Here is a 22371-nt window from a genome sequence, read left to right on the forward strand (position 1 = left end):
CTGCCTTGCCATTTATTCTTTGTTCCTACTGATACGCCATCTCCAGCTTCGTCAAATTATCCTTATGCCCAACAATAACAAGGATATCGCCATCGATCAGGCGATCCTCTGCACGGGGAGAGATGTTCATTTCTTCACCTTGGCGGATGGCCATTACGTTGCAGCCAAATCTTGCGCGGATGTCGAGCTCCTGTAGATTTTTTCCGAGCATCGGTCCGGATACCTTCATATCCAGAATACTGTAGTCCGGCGACAGCTCAATATAATCCAATATATTAGGCGAAGCAAGATGATGCGCAACCCGCATTCCCATATCCCGTTCAGGATAAATCACCTTGTCCGCACCAATTTTGCTTAATACTTTGCCGTGCAGTTCACCTTTGGCTTTTGCCAGAATTGCAGGCACACCCAGGTCTTTTAGGATAAGTGTTGTCAGGATGCTAGCTTGTATGTCCTCGCCAATGGCTACAACCACCACATCAAAATTGCGAATACCAAGGGCACGCAGCGCCTCCTCATCCGTGGAATCTGCAGATACGGCATGAGTTACAATACTTGAAATTTCCTGTGTTCGCTGCTCGTCAGCATCAATCGCAAGTACATCAAACCCCATGCCGCTGAGCGCCTTAGCAACACTAGATCCGAAACGCCCCATACCGATGACGGCATATTGTTTTTTGGCCATGTCTATGTACCTCCCGTAGCATTCTATATCTCAAACAGTATAGCATAAGCCAAGAAGAAACGTCATTGCCGTCCTTATGGATGACAACCGTTTCTCGTAGGAATATAAGGATGATATATATGTGTCAAACTTATACTATCTTATATTTGGACAAAAACTTGAATTTCCAGCACCTTTGCAGGGCACATTATAACGAGGTCAATATCACTATATTTTCAAAAAAGGAGGTACATTATGCCCGTTACCATTGACTTGCGCCAGGCGATTATTCATAAAGTGCACGGTCAATCTGAAGAGGATTTACGTCATATGATTGAAGGCTCTGTGGACGGTCCGGAGGCAGCACTCCCGGGACTTGGCGCCGTGTTCGAAATGATCTGGAAGGATTTAGATCCCGCTAAGCAAGATAGGTTGGTTACCATGCTGCATGATCACCTGGAGACTATTACCCCTGGGGATATCACATCGTAAACTGACCGCAACTAGTCAAAAACCTCCGCTCACCATGGTGTAACTTCACCTATGGAGGCGGAGGTTTTATTATTACATTCAGAAAGTTATAGCGTCCTAATTATAGTAATGCTTTTGGAGCCATTTCCAGGAATTTAGCTGTCGGGTTCTTATCCATCGCTGTCCGCATAGCATATTCGTTCTCGAACAACACGACAAAATTGCCCTTCTTATCCGTCACCAACGTTGAGTTGATTCTGAATTTGCTCGCATCCGGCTTAGTTTCATCTACGATCCAACGTGCAAACTGGTACGGCATTCTCTGCAACTGAACATCCACACCATATTCACCCTTCATGCGGTACTCAAACACTTCAAACTGCAGTTGTCCAACTACGCCAAGCAAAATATCGTCAAAGTTGACCGTGCGGAACACCTGGATCATGCCCTCTTCAGTCAGCTGATCGACACCCTTCTGGAACTGCTTCGATTTCAATGCATTTTTAATACTCACTTTAGCAAAAATCTCTGGTGAGAACGTTGGCAGCTCATCGAATTCCATATCTCCTGCTTGGCTCAAGGTATCACCAATTCTAAAAATACCTGGATCAAACAGACCGATGATATCTCCCGGATAAGCTTCCTCTACGATATCGCGGTCCTGCGCCAAAAATTGCTGTGGTTGCGCCAGCTTGATATCTTTACCGGCACGTACATGCTTCACGCTCATACCCCGTTCGAATTTCCCGGACACAATACGCAGGAAAGCAATCCGGTCACGGTGAGCCGGGTTCATGTTCGCTTGAATTTTGAACACATAACCAGTGAATTTCTCATTCGTTGGTTCTACTACCCCTATAGTACTGCGGCGTGGTTCAGGCTTCGGTGCCAGATCCAAGAAATTATCGAGGAAAGTCTGTACGCCAAAATTGTTGATCGCACTGCCAAAGAACACAGGTGTGAGTTCACCACTTAATACTTTTTCATAGTCAAAAGCATCGCCTGCTACATCCAGCAGCTCCAGATCCTGACACAGTTGATCATGCAGATACTCTCCAGCCATTTCACGAATGATTGGATCACGGTATCCGTCAACCTTTTGAACCTTGATTACGGAGTGATCGTCACCTTGGAATAGCTCTACCTGATTTTTCATCCGGTCATATACGCCGCATAGCTCACGTCCACTACCGATCGGCCAGTTCATTGGCACAGAACGAATACCAAGAACCTGCTCCAGCTCTTCCATCAGATCAAACGGGCTACGTCCTTCACGGTCCAGCTTGTTAATAAAGGTAAAGATCGGAATACCCCGTTTAGCACATACCTGAAACAGTTTGGTGGTTTGGGCTTCCACACCTTTTGCCACGTCAATAAGCATGACCGCACTATCCGCTGCAGTTAGGGTACGGTAGGTGTCCTCACTGAAGTCTTGGTGACCCGGTGTATCCAAAATGTTCACGCGATGATTCAAATAATCAAACTGCATCACGGAAGACGTTACAGAAATCCCCCGCTGCTTCTCAATTTCCATCCAGTCACTCGTCGCATGCTTATTCGCTTTACGGGCCTTAACCGTTCCCGCCAGACGGATCGCGCCACCGAATAACAGCAGTTTCTCCGTTAAAGTTGTTTTACCCGCATCCGGGTGGGAAATGATCGCAAAGGTTCTGCGTCTATCCACTTCCTTTTGCAGCTTCTGATCTATTGCTTTGTTCATTACACATATCCCTTCATATATAAAATTCCTGCTTCTGCTTCAATTACACTGGGGTTCATCAAATCGGTGCTCTGCTCATTGTTCATACCCCTTCATTTCTGAATGAATAGCTCTTAGGTCTAGCTCCAGTCCGCTTCAAGTGAAAGCATCCTCTAAAGTATATCAAAATCCGGCAGACATTATCTACTAAAAAGCGCGTGCCGCAAAATATCTCCCAAATGGTCTGGATTATGATCCCCACATATCATCGCTCAAGAAAATAGATGTATTTCCTACACTTACTTGAAGTATTAGCATTTTCATTAGCCTTTAGTTGCATTTGATGCAATTAAAAATAAGTTGTGCACGTTTTTCCGCCTTATGCGGTGATTATAGTTGCAGAAAATACATCTAAAAGACTAATCACAACGAGATAAGCGATTTTAATTGTACAAAGTGCAGTTATTAGAACAGTGCCCAGATCCCCCGAACACCGTCTGAAGTCCAATCTTTTAGATCTTAGCATTACAAAAAATCTCCCTGCATCCTCTGCAGGGAGATAGCATTAACTCAAGGTTTAGTTATTCTTCAGCCAAACCACATTATCTTCATCTTGGCCGTTTACAGGCCACCAATGGAAACCTTCTTTAGCAAGCAGTTCATCTGCTTCCACTGGACCCCAAGAGCCAGCAGGATAAGAAGATAAGTCGCTAGACTCTTCGCTCCATGCTTTCGCAATACGATCCACGAATGACCATGCCGAGGATACCTCATCCCAACGAGTGAAATAAGTGGAATCGCCGCGTGCGGCATCATGTAGCAAGCGCTCATATGCTTCAGGAGAATTGATTCCAACCAGGCAGCTCTGACAGAAGTCCATAGCCAGCGGTTGAATCTCAGACTCTGAACCTGGTTTCTTGGCATTAATCTTTACATAAATGCCTTCCATTGGGTTCACACGGATTACAAGGAGGTTAGGCTCAAGTTTATGCTTTTGTCCCAAATAAACGTTGGTTGGCATACCTTTGAACTCAACTACCACTTCCGTCGTCTTCACTGGGAGACGTTTACCTGTACGGATGTAGAAAGGAACTCCAGCCCAGCGGAAGTTATCTACAAATACACGGGCAGCAAAATACGTCTCTGTATTCGACTCAGGGTCAACCTTATCTTCCTGACGGTAAGCAGGAAGGGTTTTGCCTTGGTGTAAGCCTTGAATATATTGTGCTCTTACGACATTCTCACGCACCTCATCAGATGTCGCATAAGGACGAAGGGAACGAAGTACCTTCACTTTCTCATCACGAATATCTTCTGCGAGCAGACGGCTTGGTGGTTCCATAGCAATCATAGTCAGCAGTTGCAGTATATGATTCTGGCCCATGTCCCGTAAGGCTCCCGCATGGTCATAGTAACCACCGCGTTCTTCTACACCTACGGTTTCGCCAAGTGTAATTTGAATATTGGCAATATGTTTATTATTCCAGAGCGGTTCGAAAAAAGCATTAGCAAATCGAATCACTTCGATATTCTGTACCATTTCTTTACCAAGATAGTGGTCAATCCGGTAAATTTCCTCTTCTTTGAAGACCTGACGAATCTGTTCGTTCAGCTGTTCAGCCGACTCCAGATTATAACCAAAAGGCTTCTCAATTACGAGGCGATTCCAACCCGTACTATCCAGCATCCCGCCAGCTTTAAGATTGAAGGAGACACTGCCGAACAATTCAGGCGCCAGCGCAAGATAGAACATCCGATTGCCCGGAATACTGAATTTCTCTTCAAGAACTTCAGTTTGTGCTCTTAGCTCGCGGAAACCATCAATATTGTTAATGTCCAGAGATTTGTATTCGAAATGCTGAACAAACTCATTCCATTCGCTTTCTTCTCCCGCTTTGTAACGGCAGAATTCAAGGATGGATTCCTTCACATCACTTCTAAATTCTTCCTGAGTACGCGGGCGCCGCGCCACGCCAATTACCGCAAAATCTTGTGCCAGCTTACCTTCACGGTACAAGCTGTAAATCGCCGGGAAAAGCTTACGCCGGGCTAAGTCTCCGGTTGCCCCAAAGATAAAAAAGACAGCACCGGGTGTGTGCAGTGCATCAAGGGTTTGATTTTCAGCCATGGCTCCTCATCTTTCTGTATGTAATATAGTTTATTGACATGCTCAGCGTCGGTACTAACATAAGGTGAATAACGACGTTATGTCATTTTAGCATATTCCTAAAAAGGATGCTATCACATTCCTGACAAATACTCTCGGGATTTCGCAAATTTCAATTAATATTTCTTATTATTAACTATATCTGCGCTTATATAAGAGAAAAATGTCAATATTCGATGGTTATTAAAGGAAAGCCTATAGTTACGCGGTTTGTCCCCTTCTGATCTTCATGATGCACTGCGATTTGGGCAGAAACTGACTGATTTCCACTCATCACAGAACGATTCAAATTAGGAATCGAATACGTACGGCTAACCGTTGAGATATCCTTGTAGCTTTCTCCTCCGGTCACAGCTTCAAACCGGTCATGCATCAATGACTCCGTCTGTGCTAGAACTTTTTCAGGTGCTCCCTGTTCTTGCGCGCTTCCTTGAAGGGATATATTCCATTCCACCTTAATTTTATTCTGTTCAAGAATCATACTTACTTCACGAGCAGCCGCTTGAAAGCTGGCTTCATTTTGCAGATCAGCCGCTTCTAACGTTACAATCACATAACTGTTGCCTTCGCTAAGTTCACTCCAAAATAAGGAGAGCCGCGTTTCATATGGTTTTACAGCTTCTGTACGATACGTCATATGTCCATCTTCCTCAGTACCTGACGGTACATTCAATCCGAGACTTGTGCTTAGCTTAGCAACTTCGGCAGACAGATCCGCGTAATTGCTGCTTTCTCCCTGCCACTTTAACACTAAACGCAGCGGTGAATCAGAAACGGTTGTTTCTTTTCCGAGATCAATTAAGCTCACAAGAGCATGATTCAGTTCGGCTCCTGTTGAAGCTTGGTTAACGTCCTCATCAAGAACGGTTGAATTCGCTTTAACACTTTGCAGATTAACTAGCAGAGCCGCAGCGCAGCACACGATTATCATTATAAAAAAAGTCCCTTTTTTTGTTCCGTTGTTCAGCTTCATCTTCCGCATATGTCATTCTCCCTTCGAACCTCTCTAGCAATCTACTAGACAGTATGTTCGAATTAGGAGATTCTATACCTGAAATATCCCCACCAAGTGAGGGTTTATACTTCGAGGCGTACTCAAGTACTTTGCGGGAGCCCCAAAACACACTTTCTTGTACAATAAAAAGGACTGAAGCAGAGGCTTCAGTCCTTTATTATTATTCAGCTAGTCCATTTTTATATGCATAAATTGCAGCTTGGGTCCGGTCTTCCACGCCCAGCTTCGCGAGAATATTCGTCACATGAAATTTCACAGTTTTGATTCCAATAATTAGTTGATCGGCAATATCCTGATTGGATTTACCTTGCGCCAACAGACGTAATACTTCCATCTCGCGCTCCGTAAGCTCTTTATAAGCAGGTGATTCTCCTTTTGCATTGTTTCGAAAACGGTTCATCATTTTAGAGGCCACCTGTGACTCAAGCACGGACTGTCCTCTTGCCGCAGCGCGGATCGCATCCGCCACTTCACTAGCCCGCGAAGTCTTCAGCAGATAACTAAAGGCGCCCGCTTCAATAACGGGATACATCTTTTCATCGTCCAAATAGCTTGTTAGAACAATAACTTTGATCTCTGGGTACTGCTTCATCAGCTGTTTAGTCGTTTCTATGCCATCCATCCCATCCATTACGAGATCCATTAAGACCACATCGGGATTGTACTCTTGAGCCAGCCGAATACCTTCTTCTCCACTTCCAGCTTCACCTACGACCTCAATTCCATCCTCGGTACCTAAAACTGCTGCTAGCCCGATCCGTACCATTTCATGATCATCTACGAGTAGTACTTTAATTGCTTCCTCCATCTCCATGGTTACTCTTTCCTCCTATTATTCATTGACTAACGGAACGGTAATTTCAATACGCATTCCTTTACCCGGAGCGGTAATGAACTGAATGGAGCCTCCGATTTCATTAATCCGCTCCTGCATGTTCGACAAACCATAGGAAGCTTGTTTGGTGTCGTCCATCTCAAAGCCGATCCCATCATCACGCAACGTCAAGCGAACTGTATCTCCCCGTCTATGCAGCCGGATTTCTATTTTTTCTGCTTTCGCATGACGAAGTGTATTAGAAATCGCCTCTTGGACGATACGGAACAAGTGATTCTCTACCCCTTTTAACAGCTGCACATCAGGGTCCATCTCAAATACAATTTCGATCGGTACCTTGACCTTAAGCTCCTTGATCAATTCCTGCAGACCTTGTTCGAGTCCCTTTCCTTCCAAATAAACAGGTCTCAAATGCAGCAGCAATGCCCTCATCTCCGATTGGGCTACGGCAGACATTTCTTCTATAAGCGCAATTTGCCGCTGGGCTTTATCGAAATCTTTCTCCAAGGTCCGGCCCACCGCCGTGGCAGTCATGGAGATTGCAAATAGCTGCTGGGAAACAGCGTCGTGCAGTTCACGCGCAAGCCGCTGCCGTTCCTCCATAATAGCAGATACCCGCGCCTGCTCCGCAAGCTTCGCGTTATTCGTGGACAACCGCTGCAGCGTCGTCACTTGATTCTCCCATTTGCCGCTAATCCGGCCAAGCTGTTCTCCGAGCCTTCCCAGCTCATCATCACCTAGATCCGGCATGGACAGCGTCAAATTCCCCTTTTCCCATAATACGAGGGTCTGCCTAAGACGTTCCAACTGCCGCTTCACACGAAAGCTCTGATAAAAGCCATAACCAATCCCAAAGCCCATAGGCAGAAGAATTAGAGTGACGGCTGTCCGCACGCCAAATTTCCAGCTTTCAAAAGGCTTCAAATAGCCATATGTATACATGACATACATTATCACAAGCAGCATGACCAAAGAGAACAGAGCCCCCTCACCCATGCTGCGTGATATCATGTTTTTGTTCTTTTTTTCCATGCGGGGGACTCTCCCTTCTCTATCAAGCTTTTCAGGATAATCGTACATCTAGATCTCCCATTAAATAAGAAACACTAAATTTCACTTTGTATTCACTGCTGTCATAATTAGCTGATTTCCAATTCAGACGGTTCAACATCCCTGTATCTCGCTGGTTGCCGAATTCAATGGACCCAAAGAGCACAAAAGCTTCAATTTCCACGCCGTAATCATCGGACAGGTTAATGTCCATATCGCCAAAAATCCCTTGAAACAGCATGACCGTTTCCTTATGATCCGCCATAGCTAATGAAAGATCCACATCGGCCTCACCCAGTACATGCCAAGAGCTAAGGCTGTGCATCACCCAAGGTGAGCGGTCCCAGTCAAATCTGGATGAAAAGTTCTGCTTCTGCATAAACCCTTCCTTACGCTGTACTCTTTTGGATTTGGTAAAAAACATCCCAAGTGAGATTAAACAAATCCCCAGCACGAGCACCAAATGGTCCAGCAAAAGCAATACAGCACCTATCCCGAGCAGTTTATAGCCCTGCTTTACTTTGCCTGATGTCGTACGGTAGACTCCCAGCAGCAGGAACAGAAGCGCGACAATGGAGAAAAAGCCGAGCCATCTACCAAAAATCATCATGCAGCCAACAGCAATCAGTCCGATGGCAATCAAACGGTTTCGTTTATCCATTTCGCACCTCCTAAAAGTTTTGCGAAGCAAAACTCATTTTATACTATCGGTTAGATATCCGTCACTATGATGAGGAATATTATCACCGTTAAATATTATAGCTAGCCGCTATAAAAGCCATATCGGTATGGAGATCCATACCGTATGGCTTCTTCTTGTCCAGCATATCATATCCGTCCAAGTTTTAGGAACAGGATTTATTGTTCTTTTTTGTTTAGAGAAGGAGCCGCGGGTGTATCATTCAGCTTGTTTTTCAGTAGCGCCAATTGCTCATCCACTTTCAGTTGCTTCTCAACATCAACGGGTTTGCTATAAGCAGCGGATGGGCTGTAAGGTGCACGCATTACATCTGCTTCAGCCTCAAGCTGCATAATTTTCTCTTCCATCCGGTGGAATCCGAGTGATGCACTGCCACTTTCAATGGAATGTACGCTGCTGATTTGCGACATTTGTTTTTTAGCTTTAGCCATTTGAGCACGGGATACAAGCTCGTTACGTTTGTTGCGCAGCTTGTAGAACTCATCCTTCATGTCATGCAGTTGTTGCACTAATTCCTTAGCGTGTACTTCAGCTTGTGCGTGAAGATCACTGTACTCCACTTGCTTTTGGTCAAAGTAGATTTTTTCTTCCAACAGCTTGCGAGTTACTTCTTCTTGGCCATTTTTCAGTGCCAGTTCAGCTTGTGATCCACGTTGTGCAGACATTTTCGCTGCTTCTTCCACACGTTGCTTCATACGGCGTTCGTTAGCCATTTGTTTAGCAACTGTTACTTCTGCTTCGTGAATTTCAGCCTCCATATCGCGCAGATATTGGTTAAGCATTACGATTGGGTCCTCTACCTTATCCAACAAGTCATTTACCGACGCTTTTGTCATATCTTTAATTCTTTGAAATACTCCCATGATTTACAATTCCCCTTTCTCATATTTAGACAGTTTTTGTTTGAGTTCTTCTACTTCTTTTTGCAAAGCCTTCTTCTCAATATCCTTCATCATCGCATCCAAACCGGAGTCCGGTGCGGAATAAGCGTTGTTCTTCTCAAAATTAGGATTGTAATTTGGCTGGCGTCCATAAGGTCCATATCCGCCAGTAGCTTGTGGTCCGTGTCCATGTTCCGGTCTGCCTGAGTAGGGTCCGCCGAATGGGCCACCCGGTGCCCCAGGCCCTGGTCCAAATGGATTATAATGCGTCGGTTCCTTAGGAATGACCATTGCTGCAATGAAGTATACCGGAATCACCGCACCACCTGTAAACGGAATGCTGACCAGTAATAGAATCCGGAATAACGTGGAATCAATACCGAGTGTCTCAGATAATCCACCTGCAAGACCCGTCATCACTTTATCTCTTGTTGAACGATACAATCGACTCATAGCGCTACTCCTTTCCACCATTGTTCAGTTTCTCCTTTAGGCGAGCCATTTCTCTTTCGAGTACGGTCGCTACGGTCTCACCCGCTTGCACCGCATATTCCTGTCCCATGCGCCGCAAATCACGCAAGCTCTTTGCTTCTAATTCCCAATCCGACATCTGATCTTCCAGACGTCCGAACATTTTGGGAACATCACCACCATTGCCATAAGCACTGGCTCTTTGATTCATCCGTTGCTGCAATCGCAGCGACTCCATTCGTGCCGAATAATACTGACGTTTGCTGTACACCGTTTGATACTCTATTTTCAGCTCATTCAGCTGTGCTTCAAGTTCAAACAAGGATTGCTTGCTCTGTTCTAGCAGCCCGCTATATTGCTCCAGTTTTTCCTCGTGGATGATCTTTTCTTGTAAAGCCAGCTTCGCGAGATGATCCTCGCCTGCTTTCAGTGCCAACAACGCCTGCTCTTCACGTTTGTTTCTCATGGCAGTTGCTTGGTTCACTTGCTGCTGCAATTGCTTCGTGTGGGAAGCATATTGCTGGTACAGCCTTTCAGCTTCACTGATTTCCTCACGGGTTGAATGTAGAAATTGATCAATTAGTTTCACGGGATCTTGGCTTTGCTCCAGACGTTCGTTTAGATTAGCTACAGTAATATCCCTCATGCGACGAAAAACACTCATGATCTCCTGCTCCCTCCCTGCTTCTTGTTTAAGTACATTGCTTCTTAATAAGTACCCTTGTTACTTCTGCCCTTTAATGCTGATACGCCCCAGACGATCAACGCCACTCCTAGAAGTGGTCCAATGATCCAGGAAAGCTTCGCGATCAGGGACATCACACCAATGAACATCAGTACCCAACCAATAATCTTGCGTCCGCTCTTAATCCCGTAGTACCCGAGAACAACCAGCAATACCGGGAAAAGTAATCTGAACATTCCGTGGATCAGAGGAAGCGCAATGCCGAGCAGCATAACCGCACCAATCACAATCAGTACAACCGCTAATCCGTTTCCTTGTCTTCTTTGCATTTTTTCTCACCGCCTTTCGTTGTCCTTAACCTTATAGCCTTATTCTAGGGTAAATCGCAGACTTTCAAAACAGACCAACGACGGTTTTTCGTACTGGACCTTAGTCGAGGTAGCTGTACGACTACAGACCACTGTTGGGCTAGTTGTAGGTCATAACCAACCTTTGCACATATAAATGGGAATGCTACCCATCAAAAATTAAAAGGACACCACCCTATATAGGTGATGCCCTTTTGAACTTTCCTTTAGGGTTAACTATGCGGCTCTTTATCAAAAAACCTCGCTCCGTAATCTTTCAATAATAGTCTTCTTAGATATGCTGTGGTAACACAAAACGGGTACTACAATAGAGATCAGCATAAAGGGGATTATACTAAGTAAAATAGGGGTTAATGTAAAAGTCCAAGTAAAATAATCAAGTTCTGCTCCCATTGCGGGTACTAGGGTAGTATTTGCCAAGCTTCCTAGCACAATCGAAAACATCAGCCCTAGGAAGGCATACCCGCCCCCCTCAAAGATAAGCATTTCTTTTACCTGCTTCTCCGTCATGGCTATTGATTGCAGCATGGCAATTTCTCGTTTTCTGGTTAAAATAGAAGTTTGCATGGAATTTATGAAATTCAGAATCCCAATAACACCTAGCAGAATACAAAATGCACCTCCTACCACCTCATACATAAAGATTAAACTACGAAAGGTTTCTCTAGAAGTATTCTTCGAATAGAAATCCAATCCGGTATCCGTATGTAAGCAATAGTCCTCCAGCCATTTTTCTGTCTGAGTTAAATGTTCATCATCTACGTTAAAGATTGTATACATTGGCAGCATAGAATCTGCATGGGCAAGCAGTTCATCCGAAGGCAACAAATACTCTAATCCTATATCATAATATGCCACTGAGTGAATAGCTCCCGGAAAATCAACAATGGCAAGCACTTCATATTCCTTTTCCTTTCCGTTTCCAAAACTCACTTTAACTTTATCTCCCGGATGATAAATGCTGCTTGTACCATCTAGGAATTTCTTACAGTTAGTAACATAGATTCCCTCTCCGTTCTCCCAGCGTTTTTGATCCAAAGCTCCTTCCTTTACTTGAATCATCTGTGCCGGCCACTCACTGAAACCAAATGTATTCACTATTGATCTCCGTTTCACCATTTCCTGAGAACTCAGAAATTCCTCTTGGTCCTTTTCATTCATCAATCCGACTTCTCTTTTCAGCGCAGACATTGCCTGATCACTTAAATTTTGTGTTAAAGGGAGTACATAAACATTACCGCTATTTTCAAGCCCGTCCAATGACTCTACTTGTTTTATGAACTCATTGCTTACACCGGAAGTATCAAATGGAGGCGAATTATTTATGATAGAAGTATCAGCAACCGTAAAGTCCGAAACAGACTGAAACTCAATGAACTTATTAAAATCAAAAGAATGCACAAGACCATAAGTACTATTAAGAATAACCAAACTAAGTGTAAAAGAAAGCGTGACGATGATCACTTTTCGGGGGTTCCTCTTTAAATTAGCCATTGCTAGACGAACGGATGTTATTGGTTGAGCTTTTTTCTTTTTTCTTCTTAGTTCTCCCGCCTGTTTTCCTTCAACATAACTTAGAGCTTCTATTGGAGAAACCCTTGATGCAACCTTTGCTGGCCCTAAGCAACTTAATAACACTGTGCAGAGGCTGAATATAGCGGCAATAGCAAAAATAAGCGGGTGTACACTTGTTACGACGCGCATATCTTCACCAAAAATATCGATAATAGCCGGAACAAGAAAACGACCGATCGTCCAACCTATCACTAGTCCAAAAGGAATACCGATACAAGCAAGATATATTGCCTTATAACGAACCATTCTTTTGATTTGTTTTGAGGTTGTCCCAATGACTTTTAATAAACCATAAGATTTAATTTCTTGTGCAATTGAAATATAGAATATATTGTAGATTAACAAATATCCAGCTAAGAAAATCACTGTGATTACAAGGAAACCTAGAAGTATATTTTGAGGTTCAGATCCTAGAATATCATAAGAAGCGTTAACAGTTATTTGACCATCAAAATCACTTCTGCTGGCAAGTTGTTCAGATTTCGTTTCAATATCCCACGTATTCGAAAACCAAAATTGACTGTTGATATAGCCTGAGTACACATTGGGACGGTTGTTCCATGGTTCAGTTGCCACAGGAGCTATTAAATCTGCATATTCACGAGAAAGCCAAATATTTTGACGCCAAGAGAGCGGATTTCCATCCCAAATTCCACAAACGGTAAAGGTATCTGTTATTGTTTTTTCATCTGTTTTGAAGGTTAACGAAATAGATTGACCTAATGTATGGGGAAGACCCAGCGCATCCAATACCAAGGTGCTTACACTTATGTCTTTCTTTTGCTGTGGCATGTTTCCAAGCTGTGGTAAGCTATACGCCCATTTTGCATACTTTTCCTCACCATACCTCACTTCTGTAGGTAACTTAGAAAAGGCAGCCCCCTGTGCATCACCGATAAGAACCGAATAGGAGATGTCCTTAATCATTAAATCTGAAGAGACTCTTTTATACTCAGGCATAGACATTTGATGAAATCCACCATGAGCATTGCTCCCCGCGATTCTCATCTTGTTGTCTTTCATTGACTCTAACAAACTCCCTGCAATAGTAAATACACTGGTGAACATAATCGCAGCCAAGGCTATTGCCAGAATAGCAAAATAATTTTTGCTAGATTTAAGAGAGCGCTTTGCCAATTTTTTCATAGTTTTTCCACTATTGTGTTTCAAAGTTCCCACCTCCCTTGCATTATTATTCCGCTTGTCTTAGCTGTTCAATAACACTTGAACGGGAAATAGATTTGTACAACAAACCAGGAATTATAGAACAGATCAACAAGACAACCCCCGAATATATGATTAAAGAGGTAACCGGATATCTAAACACTCCATAGCCTATATATTCATGCAATATATTAAAGACCAGATAACTAATGCCACTACCCACTATTAATGTAAGAACAAAAGCAATTAGAGCAAACCAGATTCCTTCAAAGGTGATCAGCCATTTAATCTGCTTCTTCGTCGCGCCAATAGATGCTAGAACAGCAAACTCCTGTTTTCTGGATACAATGCTTACTAATATAGTGTTAATAAAATTCAAAACACCGATGCTGCTTAAAATGATAATGATAACAATAGAAAGATTGGAAAAAGACTGCTTTAAGTCAGCAAACGCTTTTGCCTGTTCAATTTTTGAGGTGCGTGAAATGCTGCTGTCTCCGCTTGTAAGGAGTTTGACCTCATTCAACACATCCTGTTCTTTTCCTTTTTGCGCATTAATCTTAATAGAGTAAATCACAGCATCAGAATGATATTTGTTGATAACATTATTTGACACAATTAGCCATGGAGCAGCACCACTATTCATAGCATCACGTTCAAACGTCATTTGACCGCCAATTTTCACCTTATAGCTCTTGTTGTTGTCAATTACCGTAAAGGGTATCTGTACACCTATTGGAATGCCATTCCCATTAATATCAGTTACCAATGCTATCTTCCCTTTGGAAAAGTCGCTTAAATTAATCGGGTTCTTAGCAGTACGGTTATACTCCTCCAGTTTTTTATCATCAATGCCGATCAATAAACCCCAAAAGTTAGTTTTAGGATCTTCCTCATAATGTTTTTTATCTCTGAGTTCCTCATTCACACCTGCACGAAATTCATTGTAATTTCGCAGCCACTCACCATGAGTACTATCTGAATAATGCTGGAAAATAGATACTACCGTCGTTCGTTCGAGTTCACGGATCCCGTTTACTGCGGAAATTTGCGACAACAACTCAGGAGTAAAGTGCTGCTCCTCTGTTGGATTAAAACTGGCTCTGGTCATTTGGTTATACATAGCAATGTCGTATTTAACCTCTGCATTGATGTATTCCTCCGCACTGAAGGATTTTAGAAATGTGGAAAGCACCACAAGTGCAGTGCTGCCTAAGAAGAGCGTTAACACAACAAAAAGCAATCTTTTTTTACTATGGAGTATATTTTTTAACGACATATACGGTATTTTCGCGCCATGTCTACCTCTTGATTTTTGTTTTCCGGATTGTGTATCAGTATGTTTCGACGCTTCAATCGGAGAAATTCTCCCTGCCTTCTTTGCAGGTGCTCTATAGCTTAAAAATAGAGTTAACGCTGAGAAAAATAGGGCCAAGAGCAACACCCATAAGTTGACTTGCCTATCTATGGATGAGAAACCCTCATACGAAGATAAGGCAAGCGGCACTACGTAAAATGAAAGCCCCCATCCCAACAGCATCCCCACAGGCAGGGCAAAAAAGGCTACTTTAGCAACACTGTAATAGACAATTTGCTTGATTTGCGCATTAGTCATTCCCAGCATTTTCAGCAGCCCATAAAATCGTACGTCTCGAGTAATAGAGATATACGCAACATTGAAAATAATAAGGTATCCATCAAACATAAAAAACAAAACCATTATTACTGCAACCAGTGAATCCTTGACATTCATATTCAATTTACCGTCATATGAAGGAATCAACTGCTGATTTCCATCCAAATCAATGGAGGCTCGAATCTGCTCGATTTTATCGTGATAATGTCTGGTATCTTTAAATAATAACCCTACAAGATTCGGCACTTCCTGCGGATGTTCTCTTAAAAATGTTTCTGAAAAAAAGACAATTCGATTGTTTTCAGAATTGATATTTGCCGTGTCCTCATAGAATCCAGACAGAGTAAAGGGAAGGCTCTGAACCTCTGCGTCGCCGTTTTTTGAAATATCACTGATAGCAACAGACAATGAAACCTCCATTCCATTCCGCGGCTTTGAGTATCCCAACCTATTCAACAGCCATGTTGACATCATGATTTCATTGCCTTTAGCAGGATAGGTACCCTGCATATTATCTACAAGTGATCCGCTATATTCCTCCCAATTTGTAGAACTGATCATCTGTATATCAATCCCAGCCTGTCCCTTATTATTGACAAGTGATCCCATTTTGGTTTGAATATTCATTTCAGGCTTTAAAATATCAAATTTACTTAATAAATCTAATTGATTCTGTGTTGGACGACTCAAAATAACATTAGCACTTGTCCCGGTTTCTTTCATTTCTTGATGTTTAGATAATTTCAAGTAACTGTAAAATGTGCTGCAAGCTGCTGTAATCAGAATGGTCGTAAGAATGATGGCGCATGCCAATATAATATTTCTGGTTTTGTTTGCCTTATAGTATCTCTGAAATAATTTTCGGATGACGGATGAAGAATGATTTCTATACATTTTTCCCCTCTCTAATCCACGATTTTCCCATCCTCCATACGGAGAATCCGATCAGCACGCAAGGAAATTTCGTTGTTATGTGTAATCATAATGATTGTTTGATTTAGTTGGTGACTAGTCATTTCCAGCAGCTTGATTACCTCTTCACTTGTTTGACTATCCAAATTTCCAGTGGGCTCATCGGCAAGGATAATAGCGGGCTTCATCGCTAAAGCCCTTGCAATTGCTACACGCTGTTGTTGGCCCCCAGACAAATTGTTGGGTAAATTATTCAGCTTCTCCTTCAGTCCTAACATCCTTACAATGATGTTCACATACTCCTTATCCACCTTGTTTCCATCAAGTTCAATCGGCAGAACGATATTCTCGTAGACATTAAGTATCGGCATTAGATTATAATTTTGAAAAATGAACCCGATATTTTTACGTCTAAAAATCGTAAGCTGATCACTGTTCATCTTTGACAGTTCTTTCCCATTCACTTCTACGGTGCCAGAGGTAGGATTATCAAGGCCCCCGAGCATATGCAGTAGCGTAGACTTACCGCTGCCGGAAGTCCCAACGATAGCCACAAATTCACCTTGCTCCACACTCATTGTTATGCCATCCAACGCTTTGACAGGGTTTGGTTCACTACCGTAATACTTTCTCAAGTCGTTAGCTTTTAATATACTCATGCACAACCCCTCTATTTCTTTAGAATATCTGATTCTTCATGTGTCATACCGTCGTGAAATTTCTTGCAATACCAATAACTAGAATAAATAGTGTGTGCTTCGACATTTTTTTCCAAGATCCACTTTATTCCAAAAATTTACTATTTTATATAAAAAAATTCGTTTACAATGTTTTTTTTGAGGACTATACTAACTATTTGTTCTAGAAAATTACATTTAATATACAATAAAACATTTTTAAAGATTATAAAGAAAAGTCCACTTTCAACTGTCTACTAAATAAAAATCTCGCTTTCGAATAAATCCCGAGAATGTATAATGATCAAATAAGAAACAAAGGAGAATTACTATGAACATACTGATCGTTGAGGACGACCGTAGTTTAAATAAAGGGATCGCTCTCACTCTTTCTCAAAACAATGTCATGATCCATCAAGCCTACGATATTGCCGCGGCGGAGCATATTTTCGCAGTTAACCCTATTGATCTCATCATTCTGGACATCAATCTGCCAGACGGCAGTGGACTGGATTATTGCGAGCAACTTCGCAAGACCTCACGCGTACCCATTATTTTCCTAACCGCCAATGATATGGAGTCCGACATTATCACCGGTTTTGCATTGGGGGGCGATGACTATATCACTAAACCATTCAGCCTAATGGTGCTTCGCGCCAGAGTAATGGCAGTGCTCAGAAGAACGGAATCACTAGGGACTGGAAAAATAACATTGGGTCCCTTAGAACTCGATTTTGAGAAACTGGAGTACAGCAAAAATAAACAATCGCTCCAGCTGAGCAAAACTGAGCAAAAACTGCTGCGGCTGCTGGTGACGAATACGGGCAATATTTTGACCCGAGAACAGCTGATAGACAAGATCTGGAGCAAGGATGCCGAATTTGTGGATGAAAACGCATTGACAGTAGCCATCAAACGGCTGCGTGCTAAACTTGAGGATGACCCGGCAGCACCCAAATATATCAAGACCATTTACGGACTTGGATACATGTGGACTGAAGGGCAAAAACCATGAAAACCAATAGCCCACCTGCTAATTTCAAGCAAATTCATAGGCTCTTTTTACTGATCATCCTTATACTAGTGGCCTGTTTTATCGGCAGTATAATGTTTCTGTACGGGTTCGACCCCACTCTGCTCCAACTGACTTCTCTATTTATCATCTGTATATTAGCGACAGGAGCCGTATGGGTCTGGTTATGGAACCACCAGATCGCAATCTATATACAGACCTTGGACACTGCGATTGAACGGGCTATACATGACCTGCCGCCACTCACTAACTATGAAGAAACCGCTCTGTCTTCGATGGAACATAAACTAAAGCGGTATATAGGGATGGCTAAGGCGAATGAACGAAATATCCAAACAGAGAAAAACAAAATAAAAGAGCTGATCTCGGATATCTCCCATCAAACCAAGACCCCCCTCTCTAATATCATGGTATTCAGTCAGTTGCTCGAAGAGATGCCCGGACTAAATGAGAATGTCCGGCACTACATACAGCATATTAAAGCGCAGTCAGATAAGTTGGATTGGCTGATTCAGTCTCTAATCAAATTATCACGTTTGGAAACAGGAATGATCTCCCTACAGCAGATTGAGGCGAAACCGCTCATACAAACTCTGACGCAGGCTTTATCCCAGATTTATGCACAAGCGGAAAACAAACAAATTACGATCAATATTGACTGCGGGACACACATCTTAGCCTGCCACGATGTCAAATGGACAAGTGAAGCACTATTCAACCTGCTCGAGAATGCTGTGAAGTACACACCGCATAACGGACAAATTTCCGTTCTTGCTGAAAGCAACGAGATGTTCACCTGTCTCCACCTTACCGATACTGGACTTGGAATCCCCAGCGAAGAAATCCCTCACATCTTTAAGCGGTTTTACCGAGGAAAGCAAGCGCGTGAATTCGAGGGGGTCGGCATCGGGTTGTTTTTGTCCAGAGAGATTATCACGGCGCAAGGCGGCCATATCAACGTCATTTCTGAAACTGGAAAAGGTACAACTTTCTCTGTTTACCTGCCCCAGCGCTGAAATAGAATGTGTCATTATGGTCAGAATTCAGACACTCTCCTGTCAGATTGATTTGCTACCCTTAAATCATGGACAAACAGATCTCATTGGAGGGGAAGAGTTATGCCGATTCTACAGACTGAAAATTTAAAAAAACACTATGGAAAGGTTGGCTCAAGCGTTAAGGCTTTGGACGGTATATCACTGTCAGTGGATAAAGGGGAGTTTGTCGCCATTGTCGGCACTAGCGGCAGCGGCAAAAGCACTCTTCTTCATATGCTTGGCGGATTAGATCGGGCAACAGAGGGCAAGGTTTACGTGGACGGGAATGATATTTTTGCGATGAGTGATGAGAAGCTGACCATTTTTCGGCGCAGATCGGTGGGGTTTGTTTTTCAGAACTACAATTTGGTACCCATACTAAATGTGCGGGAGAATATTGTGCTGCCCATTGAACTGGACGGTGGCAAAATTGACGAAACTTATCTTGATCTAATCATCCGCACTTTAGGCTTGCAGGAAAAGATGAATACTCTACCTTCTAATCTGTCTGGCGGACAGCAGCAACGGGTGGCAATAGCCAGAGCATTGGCGACCAAACCTTCAATCATCTTAGCAGATGAACCTACAGGTAATCTGGACAGCAAAACAAGCCAAGAAGTGCTGATTTTACTTAAACAGATGAGTGAAAAATTCAACCAAACCATTGTGATGATCACACACAATGAACAAATTGCTCAAACTGCTGACCGTATTATCCGTATTGAAGATGGCGTCATTTTCACTGGACAACTCCGTAGCTCCGGAGTGAGCCAGCCATGATCAGCACGAATAACCATAAGACCATTGCTACTTTAGCCAAAAAAAGCCTCAAAGCCAACCGTGCTCGCAATTTCACTATCATCTGTGCCATCGTACTGACTACGCTTTTGATCACCAGCGTGTTTACCTTGGCGCTCAGTATTAACAAATCGATGCAACGCGCACAAATGCAGACTACCGGCAGCGATTATCATGGAAGCTTCAAATATCTGAATCCTGCCGAGTTGGAGAAGCTGAAGAATCAACCATCCATCAAAGAGTATGGCGTCTTCCTTAAGGTTGGCGATATAAGCACCAGTCTGTTCAAGAATCACCGGGTAGAGGTCCTTCGAATTGACGAGAATTATGCCAAACACGGTTTTATCAACTTTATAGCCGGCGGACTGCCCTCCCAAGAGAATGAAATCGTCCTAAATACTTGGGCGCTTGACTTGCTAGGAGCAAAACATGAGTTAAGCCAGACTGTGAAGCTGGATATAGACATTGGTGAAAAAGTCATAAGCCAAGACTTTAAGCTCTCCGGATATTACGAAACCGATCAAAATTTGGCGATGTCAGGATTGGCTTTTGTATCCGAAGCATTTACACAGAAGAACATTTCCCATATTGACCCGGACATCTCTGAGGCAACGGGTTCTTATGTGAACACCGCAGGTCTAGGGGTGATGTTTAATAATTCTTATAATATTGAACAGAAGGTACAAAAGATTTTGACGGACACCGGCCTGGATGTACCTTATGGTGTCAATCCGGCTTATACGAGTGTTTCTCTCTCCGATAATCTAATGAATATCATTCCTTATGCAGTTGTCATTCTTATCACCATGCTGAGCGGCTATTTACTAATCTACAATATCTTTTTTATTTCCGTCGTGCGGGATGTCAAATTTTACGGGCTGCTAAAGACCATCGGTACCACACCCCGACAACTGAAAAAGATCATCTCCATTCAGGCCCGCTCACTTTATCTCGTCGCATTGCCTTTTGGATTGGGGTTCGGGTATCTGCTAGGTCTGCTGATTCTCCCTATGGCCTCCTCATTTTTAAACGGTTCTACTGATAATGTCTATTCTGCTAGCCCCTGGATATTTATTGGTGCAGCAGCATTCTCGTTTATGACAGTATGGATCGCCGCAAGCAAACCGGGCCGGATGGCTTCGCGAACCTCGCCGGTAGAGGCTGTGAAATTTGCCGGAGTCAGCAGCGGTGGAAAACGGAATGCCAAAAAATCAAAACATGGCGCAAAACTTCACAACATGGCGTTCTCCAACCTGTTCAGAAGCAAAAAGAAGCTGATCCTGATGCTCTCTTCACTCTCCTTGAGTATCATCTTGTTCAGTACCATTTTCACAGTAATCTCCTCACTGGATGTGAATAAATATCTGCGTGCCTTTATCTCCGGTGATTTTTTAGTTCAGAATGAAGTGCTAGTCAGTATTACAGGGCCTCGAGACGGTGATCCATATAAGCTTTCAGAGGAATTTGCCAACAATCTAAGTAAAATTGACGGTGTAGAAACTGTTGATAAGGTTTACCACAGATATGTTCCATCTCCTGTCGATGATGCTGTCCGGGCTATTTTGGAGCCAATGGCAGCTGCTGACCCACATCCTTATCTTCTCTCCACTTTAGATAAGGGGGGGATGGTCTACAATCATTTATATGGATTAGATCCGGGCTGGTATGATCTTGTGGACAAGGATATTATTGAAGGGGAGTTTAACAGGCAGAAGTTTGCTTCAGGAAAATATGCGGTCATATCTGAGGCCATGTTTATAGAAGAAGATAGCTACCGCACCTATTATCATCCTGGAGAAACAGTCACTTTCGAGAAGTCGGGTAAATCTTATGAAGTGATGGCAGTAGTAAAACATGATGCAGTATATGCTGCCACAACAAAATCTTACTCTATGTTAGGTTACAACATCTTCCTCCCTGCTTCGGAGCTGCAGAAGGAAATGCCGAAGGGTACAGATCCAGCCAATATCGTTTCAGCCACACTACATGTCGATCCGACTAAGCTGGACCAGGTAGAACAAGTGGTCAAAGCTTTAACAGATTCAACTGATGAATTAACTTTAAAATCAAGAGAGGATTACAAGGATGAGCTCGGTGGATTCATTCGCATTTTTCAAACCGTCGGGTATGGGCTTAGCCTGGTCATTGCTCTAATCGGGGTGCTGAATTATATCAACACTGTACTCACCGGGGTAGTCTCCCGCCGGAATGAATTTGCCATGCTGGAGAGTATTGGCATGACCAAAAAGCAGCTAAAACGTATGCTGATCCTTGAAGGATTCTACACCGTTTTGCTAACCGTCCTCATAACCTCAACATTAGGTGTATTGCTGACCTATAACCTTTCCAAAAACATCACGGATAATATGGCCTTTATGGTATTTCAGATGAGTTGGCTGCCGTTTATCCTCACCGTTCCTATTTTGTTAATTCTCGCTTACACAGTGACACTGAGAGCCTATAAAACGTTATCCCAAGCATCCATTGTGGAACGGCTGAGAGAAGCCGAGTAATGTAAGACACACCTAAATAC

At 43.1% G+C, this 22371-nt stretch carries 19 protein-coding genes; 5 read left to right on the top strand and 14 right to left on the bottom strand.

Annotation, left to right across the window (positions count from 1 at the left end):
- Window positions 1-25: 25 nt before the first annotated feature.
- Window positions 26-685: a TrkA family potassium uptake protein gene (locus tag MHI25_RS26620; protein WP_036685517.1), complete on the bottom strand. Its 660-nt coding sequence runs from the start codon at window positions 683-685 to the stop codon at window positions 26-28.
- Window positions 686-919: 234 nt separating this feature from the next.
- Between MHI25_RS26620 and MHI25_RS26625 the strand changes: the two genes are divergently transcribed.
- Complete coding sequence (locus tag MHI25_RS26625; protein WP_076130310.1) at window positions 920-1156, top strand: small acid-soluble spore protein SspI; 237 nt, start codon at window positions 920-922, stop codon at window positions 1154-1156.
- A 100-nt stretch (window positions 1157-1256) separates the two neighbouring features.
- Here MHI25_RS26625 and MHI25_RS26630 read toward each other — a convergent pair whose 3' ends face one another.
- The 13 genes from MHI25_RS26630 to MHI25_RS26690 form a co-directional block, all read right to left on the bottom strand.
- Window positions 1257-2855, bottom strand: a complete 1599-nt coding sequence (locus MHI25_RS26630; protein WP_076184819.1) for a peptide chain release factor 3 — start codon at window positions 2853-2855, stop codon at window positions 1257-1259.
- Window positions 2856-3411: 556 nt separating this feature from the next.
- Entirely contained in the window at window positions 3412-4962 is a 1551-nt protein-coding gene (gene zwf, locus MHI25_RS26635) for a glucose-6-phosphate dehydrogenase (RefSeq protein WP_036685526.1), read from the bottom strand.
- A gap of 205 nt (window positions 4963-5167) precedes the next feature.
- Window positions 5168-5983: a YwmB family TATA-box binding protein gene (locus MHI25_RS26640; RefSeq protein WP_340394611.1), complete on the bottom strand. Its 816-nt coding sequence runs from the start codon at window positions 5981-5983 to the stop codon at window positions 5168-5170.
- Window positions 5984-6176: 193 nt separating this feature from the next.
- Entirely contained in the window at window positions 6177-6830 is a 654-nt protein-coding gene (locus MHI25_RS26645) for a response regulator transcription factor (protein WP_036685532.1), read from the bottom strand.
- Between the two features lie 18 nt (window positions 6831-6848).
- On the bottom strand, window positions 6849-7883 hold the full coding sequence (locus MHI25_RS26650; RefSeq protein ID WP_340394612.1) for a sensor histidine kinase: 1035 nt from the start codon (window positions 7881-7883) through the stop codon (window positions 6849-6851).
- Between the two features lie 31 nt (window positions 7884-7914).
- Window positions 7915-8562, bottom strand: coding sequence for a cell wall-active antibiotics response protein LiaF (liaF, locus tag MHI25_RS26655; protein WP_036685537.1), 648 nt, complete (start codon window positions 8560-8562; stop codon window positions 7915-7917).
- Between the two features lie 197 nt (window positions 8563-8759).
- Entirely contained in the window at window positions 8760-9464 is a 705-nt protein-coding gene (locus MHI25_RS26660) for a PspA/IM30 family protein (protein ID WP_036685540.1), read from the bottom strand.
- Window positions 9465-9467: 3 nt separating this feature from the next.
- A complete protein-coding gene (locus tag MHI25_RS26665) occupies window positions 9468-9935 on the bottom strand; it encodes a PspC domain-containing protein (protein WP_076184838.1) in 468 nt (155 codons plus the stop codon).
- A 4-nt stretch (window positions 9936-9939) separates the two neighbouring features.
- A complete protein-coding gene (locus tag MHI25_RS26670) occupies window positions 9940-10617 on the bottom strand; it encodes a PspA/IM30 family protein (RefSeq protein WP_036685541.1) in 678 nt (225 codons plus the stop codon).
- A gap of 44 nt (window positions 10618-10661) precedes the next feature.
- Window positions 10662-10967 (bottom strand): hypothetical protein, encoded by a 306-nt coding sequence (locus MHI25_RS26675; protein ID WP_076130307.1) that lies wholly within the window; start codon window positions 10965-10967, stop codon window positions 10662-10664.
- Between the two features lie 270 nt (window positions 10968-11237).
- Window positions 11238-13751 carry an ABC transporter permease gene (locus tag MHI25_RS26680; RefSeq protein ID WP_340394613.1) on the bottom strand — a complete coding sequence of 838 codons (2514 nt, stop codon included), beginning with the start codon at window positions 13749-13751 and terminating at the stop codon, window positions 11238-11240.
- A 22-nt stretch (window positions 13752-13773) separates the two neighbouring features.
- A complete protein-coding gene (locus tag MHI25_RS26685; RefSeq protein ID WP_340394614.1) occupies window positions 13774-16128 on the bottom strand; it encodes an ABC transporter permease in 2355 nt (784 codons plus the stop codon).
- Window positions 16129-16286: 158 nt separating this feature from the next.
- Window positions 16287-16952, bottom strand: a complete 666-nt coding sequence (locus tag MHI25_RS26690; protein WP_076130305.1) for an ABC transporter ATP-binding protein — start codon at window positions 16950-16952, stop codon at window positions 16287-16289.
- 349 nt (window positions 16953-17301) lie between these two features.
- Here MHI25_RS26690 and MHI25_RS26695 point away from each other — a divergent pair, with 349 nt between their 5' ends.
- The 4 genes from MHI25_RS26695 to MHI25_RS26710 all read left to right on the top strand — a co-directional run bounded on the left by MHI25_RS26695 (window position 17302) and on the right by MHI25_RS26710 (window position 22351).
- A complete protein-coding gene (locus MHI25_RS26695) occupies window positions 17302-17985 on the top strand; it encodes a response regulator transcription factor (protein ID WP_076130304.1) in 684 nt (227 codons plus the stop codon).
- The gene (locus MHI25_RS26700) at window positions 17982-19019 is read left to right on the top strand and encodes a HAMP domain-containing sensor histidine kinase (protein ID WP_248549723.1); all 1038 of its coding nucleotides are present in this window, start codon (window positions 17982-17984) and stop codon (window positions 19017-19019) included. Before MHI25_RS26695 ends, MHI25_RS26700 begins: the two co-directional genes overlap by 4 nt.
- Window positions 19020-19121: 102 nt before the next feature.
- Window positions 19122-19820: an ABC transporter ATP-binding protein gene (locus MHI25_RS26705; RefSeq protein ID WP_340394615.1), complete on the top strand. Its 699-nt coding sequence runs from the start codon at window positions 19122-19124 to the stop codon at window positions 19818-19820.
- On the top strand, window positions 19817-22351 hold the full coding sequence (locus MHI25_RS26710) for an FtsX-like permease family protein (RefSeq protein ID WP_340394616.1): 2535 nt from the start codon (window positions 19817-19819) through the stop codon (window positions 22349-22351). Before MHI25_RS26705 ends, MHI25_RS26710 begins: the two co-directional genes overlap by 4 nt.
- Window positions 22352-22371: the final 20 nt, after the last annotated feature.

It is taken from the genome of Paenibacillus sp. FSL E2-0177, from assembly GCF_037992975.1.
GTDB lineage: Bacteria > Bacillota > Bacilli > Paenibacillales > Paenibacillaceae > Paenibacillus_AQ > Paenibacillus_AQ odorifer.